The sequence below is a fragment of the Pseudomonas sp. Van50 genome (assembly GCF_055390755.1).
The window spans coordinates 6,232,472-6,248,582 of sequence record NZ_AP024343.1 but is presented as its reverse complement, the minus strand read 5'-3'; the positions used below and the strand labels follow the sequence as shown (position 1 = coordinate 6,248,582).

The 16,111-nt window shown below is 59.6% G+C and carries 13 protein-coding genes; 3 read left to right on the top strand and 10 right to left on the bottom strand.

What is annotated here, in order from left to right:
- Positions 1-157: 157 nt before the first annotated feature.
- Positions 158-1,399, top strand: a complete 1,242-nt coding sequence (locus ACZ5M5_RS27050; protein WP_464738216.1) for a DNA cytosine methyltransferase — start codon at positions 158-160, stop codon at positions 1,397-1,399.
- Positions 1,399-2,142, top strand: a complete 744-nt coding sequence (locus ACZ5M5_RS27045) for a hypothetical protein (RefSeq protein ID WP_464738215.1) — start codon at positions 1,399-1,401, stop codon at positions 2,140-2,142. The genes ACZ5M5_RS27050 and ACZ5M5_RS27045 overlap by 1 nt, the downstream gene beginning before the upstream one ends.
- A 60-nt stretch (positions 2,143-2,202) precedes the next feature.
- Here the strand turns inward: ACZ5M5_RS27045 and ACZ5M5_RS27040 are convergent.
- From ACZ5M5_RS27040 to exaC, 10 genes are all read right to left on the bottom strand, one after another.
- A protein-coding gene (locus tag ACZ5M5_RS27040; RefSeq protein ID WP_464738214.1) for an IS5 family transposase occupies positions 2,203-3,059 on the bottom strand; the annotation gives its coding sequence in 2 pieces (ribosomal slippage) (positions 2,203-2,718 and positions 2,721-3,059; 855 coding nt in all).
- Between the two features lie 825 nt (positions 3,060-3,884).
- A complete protein-coding gene (locus tag ACZ5M5_RS27035) occupies positions 3,885-4,616 on the bottom strand; it encodes a LexA family transcriptional regulator (protein ID WP_092333808.1) in 732 nt (243 codons plus the stop codon).
- Positions 4,617-4,810: 194 nt separating this feature from the next.
- Entirely contained in the window at positions 4,811-5,338 is a 528-nt protein-coding gene (ppa, locus tag ACZ5M5_RS27030) for an inorganic diphosphatase (protein ID WP_053151827.1), read from the bottom strand.
- A 112-nt stretch (positions 5,339-5,450) separates the two neighbouring features.
- Positions 5,451-6,263, bottom strand: coding sequence for a M90 family metallopeptidase (locus tag ACZ5M5_RS27025; RefSeq protein WP_464738213.1), 813 nt, complete (start codon positions 6,261-6,263; stop codon positions 5,451-5,453).
- Between the two features lie 5 nt (positions 6,264-6,268).
- On the bottom strand, positions 6,269-6,925 hold the full coding sequence (locus tag ACZ5M5_RS27020; RefSeq protein ID WP_106274660.1) for a DedA family protein: 657 nt from the start codon (positions 6,923-6,925) through the stop codon (positions 6,269-6,271).
- A gap of 400 nt (positions 6,926-7,325) precedes the next feature.
- A complete protein-coding gene (locus tag ACZ5M5_RS27015) occupies positions 7,326-7,787 on the bottom strand; it encodes a GNAT family N-acetyltransferase (RefSeq protein WP_053125701.1) in 462 nt (153 codons plus the stop codon).
- Positions 7,788-7,894: 107 nt separating this feature from the next.
- On the bottom strand, positions 7,895-8,719 hold the full coding sequence (gene eutC / locus ACZ5M5_RS27010) for an ethanolamine ammonia-lyase subunit EutC (RefSeq protein ID WP_060740461.1): 825 nt from the start codon (positions 8,717-8,719) through the stop codon (positions 7,895-7,897).
- Between the two features lie 11 nt (positions 8,720-8,730).
- Positions 8,731-10,125: an ethanolamine ammonia-lyase subunit EutB gene (locus tag ACZ5M5_RS27005; RefSeq protein WP_103309209.1), complete on the bottom strand. Its 1,395-nt coding sequence runs from the start codon at positions 10,123-10,125 to the stop codon at positions 8,731-8,733.
- Between the two features lie 202 nt (positions 10,126-10,327).
- A complete protein-coding gene (gene eat / locus ACZ5M5_RS27000; RefSeq protein ID WP_060740463.1) occupies positions 10,328-11,698 on the bottom strand; it encodes an ethanolamine permease in 1,371 nt (456 codons plus the stop codon).
- A 260-nt stretch (positions 11,699-11,958) separates the two neighbouring features.
- Entirely contained in the window at positions 11,959-13,479 is a 1,521-nt protein-coding gene (gene exaC / locus ACZ5M5_RS26995) for an acetaldehyde dehydrogenase ExaC (protein WP_464738212.1), read from the bottom strand.
- Positions 13,480-13,969: 490 nt separating this feature from the next.
- Between exaC and ACZ5M5_RS26990 the strand changes: the two genes are divergently transcribed.
- A complete protein-coding gene (locus tag ACZ5M5_RS26990) occupies positions 13,970-15,877 on the top strand; it encodes a sigma-54-dependent Fis family transcriptional regulator (RefSeq protein WP_092476839.1) in 1,908 nt (635 codons plus the stop codon).
- Positions 15,878-16,111: the final 234 nt, after the last annotated feature.

Genomic DNA, 16,111 nt, shown 5'->3' with positions numbered 1-16,111 from the left:
GACTCTCGCTGAGCTTTCATCATTAATTGACCCTCTTCACAAATGCCGGGACACGATAGCGTGTAGGTGACCATTCATCGCTCCGCGAGGACTCAACGCCTAGCAGTGCTTGACCTGAGAGCGACCTGCCTAACTGTAGCGTCAGCTAGCGGTAGGCATGGAGGGGAATAATCCCCATAATCGCCCCCCGAAAATAGATTTCAGAACACAGAGCAAAAAAACTGTATATTCGTACAGTGTTTTTTTGATTATTGGTGAGGACCGCATGGGATACGAGCTTACTCAGGAGCAACGAGACCGCTACAGAGCGACCTCAATTCGTTCTCAAAAGCGCAAATTAGCCCTTCTTTCTGCGGAGCGTTCCGAGCCTATCCCATCTCCTATTCAAGGGAGGAGACTAGATCCCCTCGACCTGATGCCGGAGTGTACGGATCATGGTCTGACATGCTTGTCTCTGTTTTCTGGTGGCGGGGGTCTAGACGTAGGTTTCGAGCGAGCAGGATTCCAGCATACGGCCTCTTTTGAAATCCTGGACATTTGTGGTGAAACGCTACGCGCTAATCGGCCGCAATGGGATGTTAGGTCCGGTGCCCTTCAGGGAGATGTGACCAAGGTAGGATTCTCCCAGTTTCGAGGCATAGACATAGTTCACGGTGGCCCTCCGTGCCAGCCGTTTTCTGTTGCAGGCAAACAAGCAGGTGCCGAGGACCCTAGAAACATGTGGGGAGAGTTTGTCCGATGCGTTAGACAGACTCGTCCAAGGGCATTTATTGCAGAAAATGTTGTAGGGCTTTGGGATAAGAAGTTCGAGTCTTTTGTTAAAGAAACAATTATTGATCCATTAAGCGATCAATATACGATATTCAAATTCAAGTTGTCAGCACACGACTTTGGGGTGCCTCAAGCTCGCCGTCGGGTGTTTTTTGTTGGTTTCAGGACCTCAAGAGATGCTATGCGATTCCGCGTGCCCGAGCCCACGCATGGTGAAGTAGATAGTTTGTTGGGCGTTAATCTTCTTCCACGAAATACTGCCCGACGAAGCCTTGGCCTGCCTGACATAGGCTTTGATGTGGTTGCACCTACTTTGAGGTCTGGATTCACTGGCCCAAGGAATACCACGGGAATCCTAAATAGCAAAGCCTCGTTGAAAATATGGAATGACCTAGAAATCTGGCCTAGCGGTGTGCAGTTAACTCATGACTTGGCCGTCGTATACTCTCCAGAGAATGGCCACTTTAGACTTTGTGTGGCTGATTGTGCATTGTTGCAGGGTTTTCCAGAGGGCTGGCGCTTCTCTGGAGCTGTGTATCAGGCAATTGGTCAGATTGGAAATAGCGTGTGCCCTCCAGTAGCGTATGCAGTGGCTCGTGAAGTGGCTTTGGCTTTAGGTGCATTGTAATGACTGTACAAGATGATGAGCGCGAACGTGAGCTTTCAGCCCTATTCGGGCTAGAGTGGGATGCGGCGCATGAACGACACGGAGTGGATGCGCTTCTTACGGACATCCGTGTAGATGGTATGACCTATCAATTTGAGGTTGAAGTTAAGTCTTCTACAAATTTTGACATTGGTACGGCTCGTGATTTCGGTATGAGTCACATAGAGCGCTGGCGAAAAATGTTTTTTGTGTTTGGTTTTTATTCTAAAGATCGTGGCAGGCCAGAGCTACAACGGAGCCTGTGCCTAACTCCGGTAGATATGGAGCCGTGGCTGCAAAACAAAGAAGCCCAGATGTTGATTGATTTCAGACTGGCGGCACGCGTCCCTCGAAATTTGCAGCTAGAAGACCTATTTATGGTCTGTGGGGAACAGCCATTCTACTCCATTGAAGATGCCAAGCGACTGCATAAGCAGCAATATTCTGCAGCTCAGTATGCAGAAGCTGCAGACTCGCTCGAAGATGGAGTGCCGTGTATATCTCAAAATAAGATGCTCAACATATTAAAAGAACGCGCTCAATACATCGCTGAGCGTGGATCTACAGTGAACAATCCTCATATAACAAAAACCTTTTTTACGAGCTTCTTGGGTACAGATAGAGAGATAACGAATCGCACACATTGTGCAGCGCGCATTCGTTCGATAGCAGGAGAGTTTCTTCAAGCTCATCCTGGGCACCCCGCTGCACAAGTGGTTAGTTGATTTAGCGCTAGGGCATAGGTACGCAACTGTGTCGAACCTATGCCCCTAGCCTCAGAAGGCTTAGGCTCTGTACGAAAAGAGATGTCGCAAACACCGCATGGAACAAGCCAGCGAGACCATGGCGGCATAGCTTTTTGCGAGCTTGTCGAAGCGTGTCACGATGCGGCGGTTTTCTTTCAGCCAGCCAAACATGCGCTCGATGATGTTGCGCTGTCGGTACTTGAGCCTATCAAACAGTCTGGGTAAGCCGGGTTTGGGTTTGCGCTTCATTGAGCGCAGCGGGATGACGGGCTGCATTCGATATTGGTCGCAGTAACGGCGAAGTGCCTCGGCGTCGTAGCCCTTGTCAGCAAGTAACCATTTGCAGCGTTTTCGCGGGCGGCCACGTTGGCTCGACGGGATGCCGACCTCGTCCAGCAATGGCTGGGCATGGCTGATGTCACTGGCTTGACCGCCAGAGAGAAGGAAGCGCAACGGTGTTCCGTTGGCGTCGCAAAGCATGTGGATTTTGGTTGTCAGGCCGCCGCGGCTGCGGCCTAGAGCGTGATCGGCAGGCTCGTCAGGCCCCCTTTTTTCCGAGCGCCAGATGAGGCTCGGGTTGCGCGTACTGCGGTTGAGTCGATCATCCAGGTTTGCAGATCGATCAAGCCTTGCTCATTCAATCTCAGGTGTAAGCGTTTGAGCATCTGTTCGAACGTTCCCTGATTTCGCCAGCCGCGAAACCGTTGATACACCGTTGACCATGGGCCGAAGCGCTCCGGCATGTCTCGCCACGCAGCACCCGAGCAGAGCACCCAGAGCACACCATCGAGCATCAAGCGGTCGCTCAGGCGCGGCCGCCCTCGGCCATGAGTTTCGATGAAGAGGTCGGAGACCACACCCCAGGCCTCATCCGAGAGTTCGTAACGCTTTGCCATCACAGAATTCCTTTCCGTCGATGGCAGAGGACTCTACAAAATCTCAGCGTTTGAGGGGCGGCAATTGGGTTTCTCGGGATTTCGTACAGAACCTAGTAAACGGAGATGGTGCGGATCTGCTCAATGAACCCGACGCGTCGCGCCAGTGATTAGTGCGCCAAGCCGACATGCAGTCGCTCCGTAAGCGAACGGCAAACACGCCTACCGAACACCCAAATTAAGGGCAATCGATTGGAGAATATTCCCGTGCTCCGAGTAATGGCGAGTGGGCATCGTCCGATAGACAATTATCGGTAAGCGATTCAGACGCAAGCCATAGTGAGTTGACCGAATGATCCTTGGTCAGGAGGTGAACGATATCCAAGTCTAATACCATCGGATAGGGGATTTTTTGCTCTCCGATATGAACACGGTTATCTGGAAAGTTTTCGGACGGAAAATATTGTTTCAGCCATTAAAAAGCCGGCTTATGGCCGGCTTCTCGTTGACTAACTCAGTTCGTTTTTGACAAACCTCACCAGCCTTCAAAACGTACATCCGGCTCTTGCGGCCGGCTGTGGGACTTGGTCAGAAAGTGATCTGCCTTGTCGGTGCGAGGCGTGGGCTCGCAAATGTGGGGCGGAGGATACGCGGGTTTTTGGCAGAATCCCAGTGGTAAGTGGTGTGGAATCATTGGGTTAGGGGGGATTCAGGTAAAAAAGCAGGGGGCTGCTGGGCAGCCCAGCGGGAGCAAGCTCCCTCGCCACAAAAGCTCCTCACTACAAAGCTCCTCACCACAAGGCTCCTCGGCACAAGGCGCTTTGCCTGTCTTTCCGTTCGGGTGGGTCAATCGCACACCGGCGGTCTCTGTTTGTTGAGGGTGGACCACCAGAACACCCAGCCAATCACTCGTATGTTCTGCGCTTCGATCTGTTCGGCGCTGAAGACTTCGTCCGGGTAAGCCGCGCTGTTGTGGCTGCGCAGTCGCAGGCGGTTGCCGGGGATGCGGTGCAGGTATTTGATGCGCAGCATGCCGTCGTGTTCGAGGGCGTAGATTTGGCCGTCGACGATTTGGGTCAGGCCGCGGTCGATGGCGAGGGTGGAGCCGTCTTCGATGCGTTCGGCCATGCTGTCGCCGACCATGGTGAGGCAGATGGCGTCGTTGGGGTTTATTTCCAGGGTTTCGAGGTGGCTGCGGGGCAGGCGGATGGATTGGTCGGGGATTTCGACGATGTGGGTTTTGGTTTCGCCGGGGGCGATGGGGACTTCCTTATAGAAAGGCAGTTCGATGTCCGTGGGTTCCAGCACGCTGTAGACGCCATCGTTTTCGGCCGCCTCGTAGGTGGTGCCGGGGCCGAGGCCCAATGGGGTTTGCGGGCCTTCGCCGTGGGCGAGCCACTCCGGGCTGACGGTCAGCAGGCTGGCGATGGAGTGGATGCGCCCTGGCGGGATGCCACGGTTGAACCAGTTGTTCACGTGTTGGGATTTCACGCCGTATAACTTCGCGAAGTCGGCGGATCGGATGTTCGCTTCTTTTAGAAGGGCTCGGAAGCGGTCGCCACTGGAAAGTATTTTCATAAACGGAAAGTTTAGGGGCGACTGTGTTTTCGGCAATAAACGTGTCGTTCAAATATATAAGACGATCTTTCCGTTTTTGGGATTTGAAAGGCGCGGGCTAAACGTGGGTAAACGGTGTTAATACAGCTTCGTATTAGAAACCATTAAGGCATAAAAAAACCCCGGGGCAAACCGGGGTTCTTTTCAAGTTTGTTTCAGCCTTTGTAGGCGGCAACCGACTTGGTGATCGCTTCGCGGGCGGCGTCTGCGCCGGCCCAGCCTTCGATCTTGACCCACTTGCCTTTTTCGAGGTCTTTGTAGTTCTCGAAGAAGTGTTCGATCTGCTGGATCAGCAGTGGTGGCAGGTCGGTGTATTCCTTCACGTCGACGTACAGTTGCGACAGTTTGTCGTGTGGCACTGCGATGACTTTGGCATCGCCGCCGCCGTCGTCGGTCATGTTCAGGATGCCGACTGGACGGGCGCGGATGACCGAGCCTGGGGCCACTGGGTATGGGGTCACGACCAGCACGTCGAGGGGGTCGCCGTCGTCGGCCAGGGTGTTAGGGATGTAACCGTAGTTGGCCGGGTAGAACATGGGGGTGGCCATGAAACGGTCAACGAACAGGCAGTCGCTGTCTTTGTCGATTTCGTATTTGATCGGGGCGTGGTTGGCCGGGATTTCGATCGCGACGTAGATGTCGTTCGGCAGGTCTTTGCCAGCCGGAATCTTGCTGTAGCTCATTGGGCGGTGCCCCCGTTAGTTGACCAAATGACTTGGTCGGATTGACCAAAAAGTGGCGGCGATTATAGGCATATTCGGCCGCTGTTGCCACGTTACCAGGGTCTTAGAGACCTTAGTATGACGCCTGATAGACCGGATCTTCGGCTTGAAGTTGCCGCAGCCGGGCCAAAGGATCCTGGCGGTAGAAGGCCTTGAGCTGTTCATAGACCCGTGGATAGGCCTGGTGCAGCAGGTCCGGGGCGCTGAAGAAGTATTCGCTGGTGACGGCGAAGAACTCCGCCGGGTTTTCCGCGGCGTAGGGATCGATGAGGGTTTCTGCGTCGGGGTTGTGGTCCAGTTGGCGGTCGAGGTCGTCGAAGGCTTGTTGCATGGCTTCGGCCCAGTCGCTGACGCGCATGTCGGCGTGCAGTGGTGGCAGGCCGTTGGCGTCGCCGTTGAGCATGTCGAGTTTGTGCGCCAGTTCGTGGATCACCAGGTTGTAGCCGTCCCAGCCGCCGCTGGACATCACGCCGTCCCAGGCCAGGATGATCGGGCCCTGGGGCCAGGCTTCGCCGCTGTGTTCGCCGTCCCATTCGTGCTCGATGCCGCTGGCGTCGCGGTAGCGCTGGGGGCTGAGGAAGTCGTCGGGGTAGAGGACGATTTCGTGGAAGCCCTGGTACCAGTTCAGCTCGCCGAGGTGCATCAACGGCAATTGGGCCTGGGCGGCGAGGAGCAGGCGTTGTTCCTGGTGCAGTTCGACGCCGGGCAGGGCGGTGAGGTGTTTATCGTGCAGGAACAGTACGCAGGCTTCTCGCAGCCATTGGTCCTCGGCGGCGCTGATGCCGTCGAGGAAGCTCAATTGTTGGCGCACCCGTTGCCAGGTGTCCTCGGCCACGGGATGTTTGGCGAGGGTGCGTCGGCGGCGCCAGTTGCTCAGGGACCACATGGCGATCAGCGTGGTTGGGCTTTCGAGGCGCGCTGGTTCATTTTGCTGCGCACCAGGCTGATGATCATCGGCAGCAGCGACACCAGAATGATGCCCACCACCAGCAGCGACAGGTTCTGCTTGATGAAGGGCACGTTGCCGAAGAAGTAACCGAGGGTCACCAGGCCGCCGACCCAGAGGACGGTGCCGAGGACGCTGAAGCCGAAGAAGCGCAGGTAATTCATTTTGCCGACGCCGGCGACGAAGGGGGCGAAGGTGCGGATGATCGGCAGGAAGCGCGCCAGGGTCACGGTTTTGCCGCCGTGTTTGTCGTAGAAGTCGTGGGTTTGCTGCAGGTAGTCGCGGCGGAAGATTTTTGAGTTGGGGTTGCTGAACAGTTTTTCGCCAGCGGTGCGGCCGATGAGGTAGTTGGTGCTGTCGCCGAGAATGGCCGCGAGCATCAGCAGGCCGGCCAGCAGCACGGGGTCCATGGCGCCACCGGCGGCGACGGCGCCAGCGATGAACAGCAGGGAGTCGCCGGGCAGGAACGGCATGACCACCAGGCCGGTTTCACAGAAGATCACCAGGAACAGGATGGCGTAGACCCAGGTGCCGTAGTTGGTCACCAGCAGGTCGAGGTACACATCGAGGTGCAGGATGAGGTCGAGGGGATTGAAATCCATGCATAACACCTGTGGTGGTGGCCTGGCTCGGCAGGCTTTGGGTCGGGCTTGGAGTATGGCTACAGAGTGTGTAGCTTTTTCTTACAAGCCGGGAAGAGCGGCATTATACGGGCTGGAGGGCGGGGAGCGGGGTGAGTTTGTAGCCAGGGATTTCGATGTGTCGTCGCAGGGTGAAACACCCGTGGGAGCAAAGCTTGCTCGCGATGGTGGCTATTCAGTCAACATTGATGGGCCTGACGGACCGCTATCGCGAGCAAGCTTTGCTTCAACAGATCTATCTCCCATAGATATGCCTGCTTGCCCGCGATGGCGGCGGGGCAGTCAGCATTGATGTTGCCCGACAGACTGCTATCGCGAGCAAGCTTTGCTCCCACAGAACGATCAGTCCGCGGTAATCGGGTCAGAGCCCTTCGCTGATCGGTAACACGTAGTTCTTGAACTCGGTGTCTTCCTTGAAGCCGATCGATTCGTAGGTTTTCTGTGCCACTTCGTTGTTGCTGCTGGTGGAGACGCGCATGCGCACGGCGTTGGTTTCCTTGGCCATTTTTTTCGCGGTGCGGATCAGGTTGTCGGCCACCAGTTGGCGGCGGGCGTCTTCGGCGACGTAGATGTCGTTGAGGATCCATACGCGCTTGAGGGACAGGGATGAGTAGCTCGGGTAGAGCTGGCAGAAGCCCAGTAACCGGTTGTCGTCGTCATCGGGCAGGGCCAGGTAGATCACCGATTCCTTGCGGCGCAGGCGCTTTTCGAGGAAGGCTCGGGACGAGTCCGGGTAAGGCAGTGAGCCGTAGAATTCCCGGTACTTGACGAACAATGGGGTCAGCAGGTCCAGGTGTTCCAGCGTCGCTTGGATAATCCGCATGGTAGGTCTCGTCTGCAAAGGTCGACAGATATTCTGACAACAACGTCGCGCTGCCGTGCTTTTGATGCTGCCTGAAAGCGGATCAAAAACGCAATCGGATAAGCGGATCAGTTTCGGGGCGGCGCCAGTAGGAAATTACCTTTCATATCGGCTCCGTTTTCCGCCTCTAGAGTGTTCACCTGGGCTTCGTCCTTCAGATTGACGCCCGAAAGCTGACGGCGGCAGGCCTCGCGCATCAGGTAGATCAAGCGATGGGCCGCCATGCCGTAGCTCAGGCCTTCGAGACGGACGTTGGAGATGCAGTTGCGATAGGCATCGGTCAGGCCGACCTTGGGGGCGTAGGTGAAATACAGCCCCAGACTGTCGGGGGAGCTGAGGCCGGGGCGTTCGCCGATCAGGATCACCGACATTTTCGCGCCGAGCCGCTGTGCCACTTCATCGGCCACGGCGACGCGGCCCTGTTCCACCAGGATCACCGGCGACGTCGACCAGCCTTCAGCGGCGATCTGTTCTTCCAGTCGCGCCAGGAACGGCAAGGTATGGCGATGCACCGCCAGGGCCGACAGGCCGTCAGCCACGACGATGGCCAGGTCCACACCGCCGGGATGGGCCGCTGCGTAGTCTTGCAGGATTTGCGCGGAGGCCTCATCGAGCCGTCGGCCCAGGTCCGGGCGCTGTAGATAACTGTGTCGGTCGGCCGCGGCGCTGTGGAGCAGCAGGCTTTCACGGCCGCGCTCGGTCAACTGTGCGCGAATGCCCTGGTGATCGAACGCCAGGTGCACCGCATCGCGGGCCTGGGCGTGGGCGTACTGGAAATCCAGTTGCGCCTGGGTCGGCAGGCTGGTGCCGGTGCGACCGAGGGCGATGCGCGCAGGGGTGAGGTTGCGCAGGTTCAGCCAAGGGTTTTGCGGATCGACAGGTTTTTTATCCATGGGCAGTTCACTCATCCCAGATGTGCGAGGGCGTGACGGAACGCCGGTGGCAGGTTGTCGCCAAACCGCACCCGGCCATCGGCCTGGGTGAAGATGCCCATGTTCGCCAGCCAGGTTTCGAACTCCGGCGCCGGCTTCAGGCCCAGGGTCTGGCGGGCGTAGAGGGCGTCGTGGAACGAGGTGGTCTGGTAGTTGAGCATGATGTCGTCGGAGCCGGGGATGCCCATGATGAAGTTGATCCCGGCCACGCCCAGCAGGGTCAGCAGGGTGTCCATGTCGTCCTGGTCGGCTTCGGCGTGGTTGGTGTAGCAGATGTCGCAGCCCATCGGCACGCCCAGCAGCTTGCCGCAGAAGTGGTCTTCGAGGCCGGCGCGGATGATCTGTTTGCCGTTGTACAGGTATTCCGGGCCGATGAAGCCTACAACCGTGTTCACCAGGAACGGGTTGAAATGCCGTGCGACGGCGTAGGCCCGGGTCTCGCAGGTCTGTTGATCGACGCCGTGGTGGGCGTTGGCCGACAGCGCGCTGCCCTGGCCGGTTTCGAAATACATCAGGTTGTTGCCGAGGGTGCCGCGATTCAGGCTGAGCCCGGCGTCGTAGCCTTCCTGCAAGATGTTCAGGCTGATGCCGAAACTGGCGTTGGCCGCTTCGGTGCCGGCGATGGACTGGAACACCAGGTCCAGGGGCACGCCACGGTTCGCCGCTTCGATGGAGGTGGTGACGTGGGTCAGCACGCAGCCTTGGGTGGGGATGTCGTAGCGCTGGATGATGGCGTCGAGCATTTCCAGCATGGCGCAGATCGAGGCCGTGCTGTCTGTGGCCGGGTTGATGCCGATCATGGCGTCGCCGTTGCCGAAGAGCAGGCCGTCGAGGATGCTCGCGGCGATCCCGGCGGGTTCGTCGGTGGGGTGGTTGGGTTGCAGGCGGGTGGACAGCCGGCCGCGCAGGCCGAGGGTGCCGCGGAATTTGGTGACCACGCGGATTTTCTGCGCCACCAGCACCAAATCCTGCACGCGCATGATTTTCGACACGGCCGCGACCATCTCCGGCGTCAGGCCGGGGGCCAGCGCCCGCAGGCTCTGTTCATCGGCGGCGTCGCTGAGCAGCCAGTCGCGAAAACCGCCGACGGTGAGGTGGCTGACGGTGGCGAAGGCTTGTTTGTCGTGGGTGTCGACGATCAACCGGGTGACTTCGTCGACCTCGTAAGGAATCAGCATTTCCTGCAGGAAATGGCTGAGGGGCAGGTCGGCCAAGGCCATTTGCGCGGCCACCCGCTCGCCATCGTTGAGCGCGGCGATTTCGGCGAGGAAATCCCCCGAGCGTGCCGGGCTGGCCTTGGCCATCAGGTCCTTGAGGCTGTCGAAGCGATAGGTCTGGGCGCCGACGGAATGGGCGAATGCGGCCATGGGCGGTGTCCTCCTGTTCTCTAAATAACTTAAATACACCCCATAACCCTGTGGGAGCGAGCTTGCTCGCGATAGCGGTGTGTCATTCAACACATGTGCCGGATGTAAGACCGCTATCGCGAGCAAGCTCGCTCCCACAGAGGGTTGGTGTGCACTTTTAAATGGCAGGCGCCAGGCCCTCAGCCCGGCGCCGGTGCAACTTTCAGATACCTGTGAGCATAGCGTCCGCCGGCGCATCGGAGCGTTGCTTGGCGGTCAGTTGGAAATACAGGTAGCCGACAACCATGAACGCCAGGAACACCAAGCCAATCACCATGTTGAACCACGCCATCGCCACCAGGCACACCACCGCCAGGAACAGCGCAATGCCCGGTACGATCGGGTAGCCCGGCGCGCGGAAGGTGCGTTCCAGGTTCGGTTCGGTCTTACGCAGCCTGAACAGGCTGAGCATGCTGATGATGTACATCACGATGGCGCCGAACACTGACATGGTGATCATCGCCGCCGTCAGGCTCATGCCTTGCAGGTTGACCAGGCCATCGCTGTAGATCGCTGCGATGCCGATGACGCCGCCGGCCAGGATCGCCCGGTGCGGGGTCTGGAAGCGCGACAGTTTCGCCAGGCCGCGGGGCAGGTAGCCGGCCCGGGCCAGGGCGAAGAACTGCCGCGAGTAGCCGAGGATGATCCCGTGGAAGCTTGCTACCAGGCCGAACAGGCCGATCCACACCAGCATGTGCATCCAGGTCGAGTCGTTGCCGACCACCGCCTTCATGGCCTGGGGCAGCGGGTCGTTGATGTTCGACAGGGTGCGCCAGTCGCCCACGCCGCCGGCCATGATCATCACGCCGATGGCGAGGAACACCAGGGTCAGGATGCCGCTGACATAGGCGCGGGGAATCGTGCGTTTCGGGTCCTTGGCTTCTTCGGCGGCCATGGCCGCGCCTTCGATGGCGAGGAAGAACCAGATGGCGAAGGGAATCGCCGCGAAAATGCCCGGGATCGAGGCGAGGCTGAATTCATTGGAGCCGGCCCAGCCGTTGAGCACGAAGTTACTGAAGCTGAAGCCCGGCGCGACCACGCCCATGAACACCAGCAACTCGGCGACCGCCAGCACGGTGACCACCAGCTCGAACGCGGCGGCGATACTGACGCCGAGGATGTTCAGGGTCATGAACACGATGTACGCGCCAACCGCCGCGAGCTTGGGGTCCAGTTCGGGAAATTGCACGTTGAGGTAAGCGCCAATCGCCATGGCGATGGCCGGGGGCGCGAAGACGAATTCGATCAGGGTGGCGATCCCGGCGATCAACCCGCCTTTCTCGCCAAAGGCCCGTCGGCTGTAGGCAAAAGGCCCGCCGGCGTGAGGAATCGCGGTGGTCAGTTCGGTGAAACTGAAGATGAAGCAGGTGTACATCAGCGCCACCATGAGGGCGGTGACGAGAAAGCCCAGGGTCCCGGCGGTGCCCCAGCCGTAGCTCCAGCCGAAGTACTCGCCGGAAATCACCAGGCCGACGGCGATGCCCCATAAATGCAGGGTGCCGAGTGTGGGTTTGAGTTGGGTGGTAGAAGTCATAAGTCCTCTCTGTCTTTTTTATTGTTTGATCTGTTGGACTTTCGGGTTTGCTGTGGAGCGGGCACGCAAGGCTCATGCCAGAGCGGTGGGACGGTAAATTGATGTTGTCAGTGAGGGCGTCATCGCGAGCAAGCTCGCTCCCACAGTGGATCTGTTGCCAACCCTGAAAAAAGAGTTATCCACAGATCCCTGTGGGAGCGAGCTTGCTCGCGATAGCTATCTAAGGGGCAAAGCAGGAGAACCTGCCTCGCCCCAAGGGCTTAGAAGAACCCCAACGGATTGATGTCGTAGCTCACCAGCAGGTTCTTGGTCTGCTGGTAGTGGTCGAGCATCATCTTGTGGGTTTCACGCCCCACGCCGGACTTCTTGTAGCCACCGAACGCGGCGTGCGCCGGGTATAGGTGGTAGCAGTTGGTCCACACGCGACCGGCCTTGATCGCCCGGCCCATGCGGTAGGCGCGGTTGATGTCGCGGGTCCACAGGCCGGCGCCGAGGCCGAACTCGGTGTCGTTGGCGATCGCCAGGGCTTCGGCTTCGTCCTTGAAGGTGGTGATGCTCACCACTGGGCCGAAGATTTCTTCCTGGAACACGCGCATCTTGTTGGTGCCCTTGAGCAGGGTCGGCTGGATGTAGTACCCGGTCGCCAGGTTGCCCTCGAGTTTTTCCACTTTGCCGCCGGTCAGCAGCTCGGCGCCTTCGCCCTTGGCGATTTCCAGGTACGAAAGAATCTTGTCGAATTGCTGCTCGGACGCCTGGGCGCCGACCATGGTGTCGGTGTCCAGTGGGTCGCCGCGTTTGATCTGCAGGACTTTCTTCATCACCACTTGCATGAATTCGTCGTAGATCGACTCCTGGACCAGGGCGCGGGATGGGCAGGTGCAGACTTCGCCCTGGTTGAAGAACGCCAGCACCAGACCTTCAGCGGCTTTCTCGATGAAGCTCGGTTCGGCCTGCATGATGTCTTCGAAGAAAATATTCGGCGACTTGCCGCCCAGTTCCACGGTGGACGGGATGATGTTCTCGGCGGCGCATTTCATGATGTGCGAGCCCACCGGGGTGGAACCGGTGAAGGCGATCTTGGCGATGCGCTTGCTGGTGGCGAGGGCTTCGCCGGCTTCTTTGCCGAAGCCTTGCACCACGTTCAGCACGCCGGGCGGCAGCAGGTCGCCGATCAGCTCCATGAGCACGCAGATGCCCAGCGGGGTTTGCTCGGCCGGCTTGAGCACCACGCAGTTACCGGCGGCCAGGGCCGGGGCGAGTTTCCAGGCGGCCATCAGCAGCGGGAAGTTCCACGGGATGATCTGCCCGACCACGCCCAGGGGTTCATGGATGTGGTAGGCCACGGTGTTGCCGTCGATCTCGGCAGCGCTGCCTTCCTGGGCCCGCAGGCAACCGGCGAAGTAGCGGAAGTGGTCGGCGGCCAGGGGGATGTCGGCGTTGAGGGTTTCGCGCACGGCCTTGCCGTTGTCCCAGGACTCGGTGATCGCCAGCACTTCGAGGTTTTGCTCGATGCGGTCGGCGATTTTCAGCAGGACCAGCGAACGGGCCTGGGCTGAGGTGGCGCCCCAGGCATCGGCGGCGGCGTGGGCGGCGTCCAGGGCTTTTTCGATGTCTTCGGCCGTGGAGCGCGGGAATTCGGCAATGGGCTGGCCATTGACCGGGGAAGTATTGGTGAAGTACTGACCTTTGACCGGCGCGACGAACTCGCCGCCGATGTAGTTACCGTATTTGCTCTTGAACGAAACGATAGCGCCTTCAGTACCGGGGTGAGCGTAACGCATGATGAGTTCTCCTTGGCTTTTGTGCTTATACGGGAGGCCGCGCAAAATTGAGCGCTGGTAATAAAGCCTAGAGCAAAGGTTGGGCCATTGCCTTGCAGGGCCCGTAAATCAAGACTTTAGGAGGAGTTGCTCGGACAAACGGAGGGGGTGTGTGACGCTTGCGATACAGCGGGTGTGACAGTTTGTGCCAGATGCGAGACAGTCTGTGACTGGCAGGTCGCGCCAGCATTGCAAAGGCGGTTGGGCTGGAGGATGCTGGGCTTCGATCCTGGAATCTCTGGCAAATGTATTTTTGTGGCAGGACAGCTTTTGTGGCGAGGGAGCTTGCTCCCGCTGGAGCGCGAAGCGGTCCCAAGGCAGCCAACTCGGTCAGCCTGATACACCGCAAACTCAGGTTTTGGGGCTGCTGCGCAGCCCAGCGGGAGCAAGCTCCCTCGCCACGGGGTATGTGTTGGCAGGTCCAAAGGTCCTTCGGGGAGAATAATAAGAAATGCACAGCAACCATTTGAGTCGCCATGCCCAGCAAGTCCTGACGGTCACCCAGGGCAAGGCCCATCTGCAGGGCCCTGGCAGCGATCCGTCGATTGCCCGTTCCTGGCTGCGCTGTCTCGAGGACTATCACCTCGACCCGGCCCAGAACCTGGCGCCGACGGTGCTCGAGCATGGCCGGGTGCTGGAGAGCCGCGAGCGCTTGCAACAGGTGCTGCACATCGCCGGCAATGAAATGACCAGCCTGCACCAGCAACTCTCCGGCGCCGGCCACGCGGTGTTGCTGACCGACGCCCGGGGCGTGATCCTCAACTGCGTCACCGCCCCCAGCGAACGGAAGATTTTCGAACGGGCCGGCCTCTGGCTCGGCGCCGACTGGAGCGAAGCCTGCGAAGGCACCAACGGCATCGGCACCTGCCTGGTGGAACGCCAGGCCCTGACCATCCACCAGGAAGAGCACTTTCGTGGCCGCCACACCGGCCTGACCTGCTCGGCCAGCCCGGTGTTCGATCCCCAGGGCGAATTGCTGGCGGTGCTCGACGTCTCCTCGGCTCGGCCGGACGTGTCGCGCCAGAGCCAGTTCCACACCATGGCCTTGGTCAATCTCTCGGCGAAGATGATCGAGAGCTGCTATTTCCTCCGTTGCTTCGACAATCAATGGCTGCTGCGCTTTCATTTGCAGGCCGAATCCGTGGGGCTGTTCAGCGAGGGCCTGCTGGCGTTCGATGGCGAAGGGCGGATCTGCGCGGTCAACCAGAGCGCGCTCAATCTGTTGGGGCATATTCGCGGCGGCTTGCTGGGCCAGCGGGTGGAAGACTTTTTCGATTGTTCACTGGACGAGTTGCTGGGGCGGGCCAGTGCCCAGGCCAGCGCCAGTTGGCCGCTGCGCACCCGTGATGGCCGGCATTTGTTCGCCGTGTTGCGTGGGCAGCCGCGCAGTGTGCCGGTGCCGGTCGCGCCGGCGCTGCTCAAGGCCATCGAACCCGCGCGGCTGCCGGGCATCTGCCTGGGGGACGCGGCGTTGCAGGAGCATTTCCGCAAGGCGCTGCGGGTGTTCGAGCGCGATGTGCCGTTGCTGATCCATGGCGAAACCGGCTCCGGCAAGGAGGCGTTCGCCAAGGCCGTGCATCACGCCAGCCAGCGCGCCGGCAAGCACTTCGTCGCCCTCAACTGCGCGGCCATCCCTGAAAGCCTGATCGAGAGCGAACTGTTCGGTTATCGCGGCGGCAGCTTCACCGGCGCGCGCAAGGAAGGCATGCGCGGCAAGCTGCAACAGGCCGACGGCGGCACGCTGTTCCTCGATGAAATCGGCGACATGCCCCTGGCCTTGCAGACTCGTTTGCTGCGGGTGCTGGAAGATCGCCAGGTGGTGCCTATCGGCGGCGAGCCCGAGGCGGTGAACGTGCGCATCATCAGCGCTACTCACCGGCAGTTGCTCGACCGGGTGCGGGACGGCAGTTTCCGCGAGGATTTGTATTACCGCCTCAATGGCCTGGAAATCCCCCTCCCGGCGTTGCGCGAGCGCAGTGACAAGTCGCAGTTGCTGGATTTTCTGTTGGCTGAGGAGAGCGGGGCCGAGACGGTGCTCATCGAAGAGCCGGCGCGCCAGGCGTTGCTGGGGTTCGACTGGCCGGGCAACGTCCGGCAACTGCGCAATGTGCTGCGCACCCTCGCCGCGCTGTGCGACGGTGGGCGGATTGGGTTGGAGGACTTGCCGGCGATGATCCGCCAGCGCCCGGTTGCCGTGGTTGAAACGGTGGCAGAACGGCCACTGGAAGACGCCGAGCGCCTGGCGTTGCTCGATGCACTGGAGCGCCAGCGTTGGCACATGACCCACACGGCGGAACAACTGGGGATCAGCCGCAATACCCTTTACCGGAAGTTGCGTAAACACGCTATCGCCCGCTGAGCCACTGATAATTGATCTGCTGACTGCTGACTGCTGACTGCTGACTGCTGACTGCTGACTGCTGACTGCTGTTGTGGCGAGGGAGCTTGCTCCCGCTGGGCTGCGCAGCAGCCCCAAGCTTTCTTTCCCACCCTGAAACCGAAGGCGACTGCTGCGCAGTCGAGCGGGAGCAAGCTCCCTCGCCACAAAAGCTGGGTTGTACATTCCACATCGCCGCAAACTGACCCACCGCTA

Coding starts and splice junctions, on each gene's coding strand:
- ACZ5M5_RS27050 (WP_464738216.1), top strand. CDS start 158: ATGGAGGGGAATAATCCCCATAATCGCCCCCCGAAAATAGATTTCAGA.
- ACZ5M5_RS27045 (WP_464738215.1), top strand. CDS start 1,399: ATGACTGTACAAGATGATGAGCGCGAACGTGAGCTTTCAGCCCTATTC.
- ACZ5M5_RS27035 (WP_092333808.1), bottom strand. CDS start 4,616: ATGAAAATACTTTCCAGTGGCGACCGCTTCCGAGCCCTTCTAAAAGAA.
- ppa (WP_053151827.1), bottom strand. CDS start 5,338: ATGAGCTACAGCAAGATTCCGGCTGGCAAAGACCTGCCGAACGACATC.
- ACZ5M5_RS27025 (WP_464738213.1), bottom strand. CDS start 6,263: ATGTGGTCCCTGAGCAACTGGCGCCGCCGACGCACCCTCGCCAAACAT.
- ACZ5M5_RS27020 (WP_106274660.1), bottom strand. CDS start 6,925: ATGGATTTCAATCCCCTCGACCTCATCCTGCACCTCGATGTGTACCTC.
- ACZ5M5_RS27015 (WP_053125701.1), bottom strand. CDS start 7,787: ATGCGGATTATCCAAGCGACGCTGGAACACCTGGACCTGCTGACCCCA.
- eutC (WP_060740461.1), bottom strand. CDS start 8,719: ATGGATAAAAAACCTGTCGATCCGCAAAACCCTTGGCTGAACCTGCGC.
- ACZ5M5_RS27005 (WP_103309209.1), bottom strand. CDS start 10,125: ATGGCCGCATTCGCCCATTCCGTCGGCGCCCAGACCTATCGCTTCGAC.
- eat (WP_060740463.1), bottom strand. CDS start 11,698: ATGACTTCTACCACCCAACTCAAACCCACACTCGGCACCCTGCATTTA.
- exaC (WP_464738212.1), bottom strand. CDS start 13,479: ATGCGTTACGCTCACCCCGGTACTGAAGGCGCTATCGTTTCGTTCAAG.
- ACZ5M5_RS26990 (WP_092476839.1), top strand. CDS start 13,970: ATGCACAGCAACCATTTGAGTCGCCATGCCCAGCAAGTCCTGACGGTC.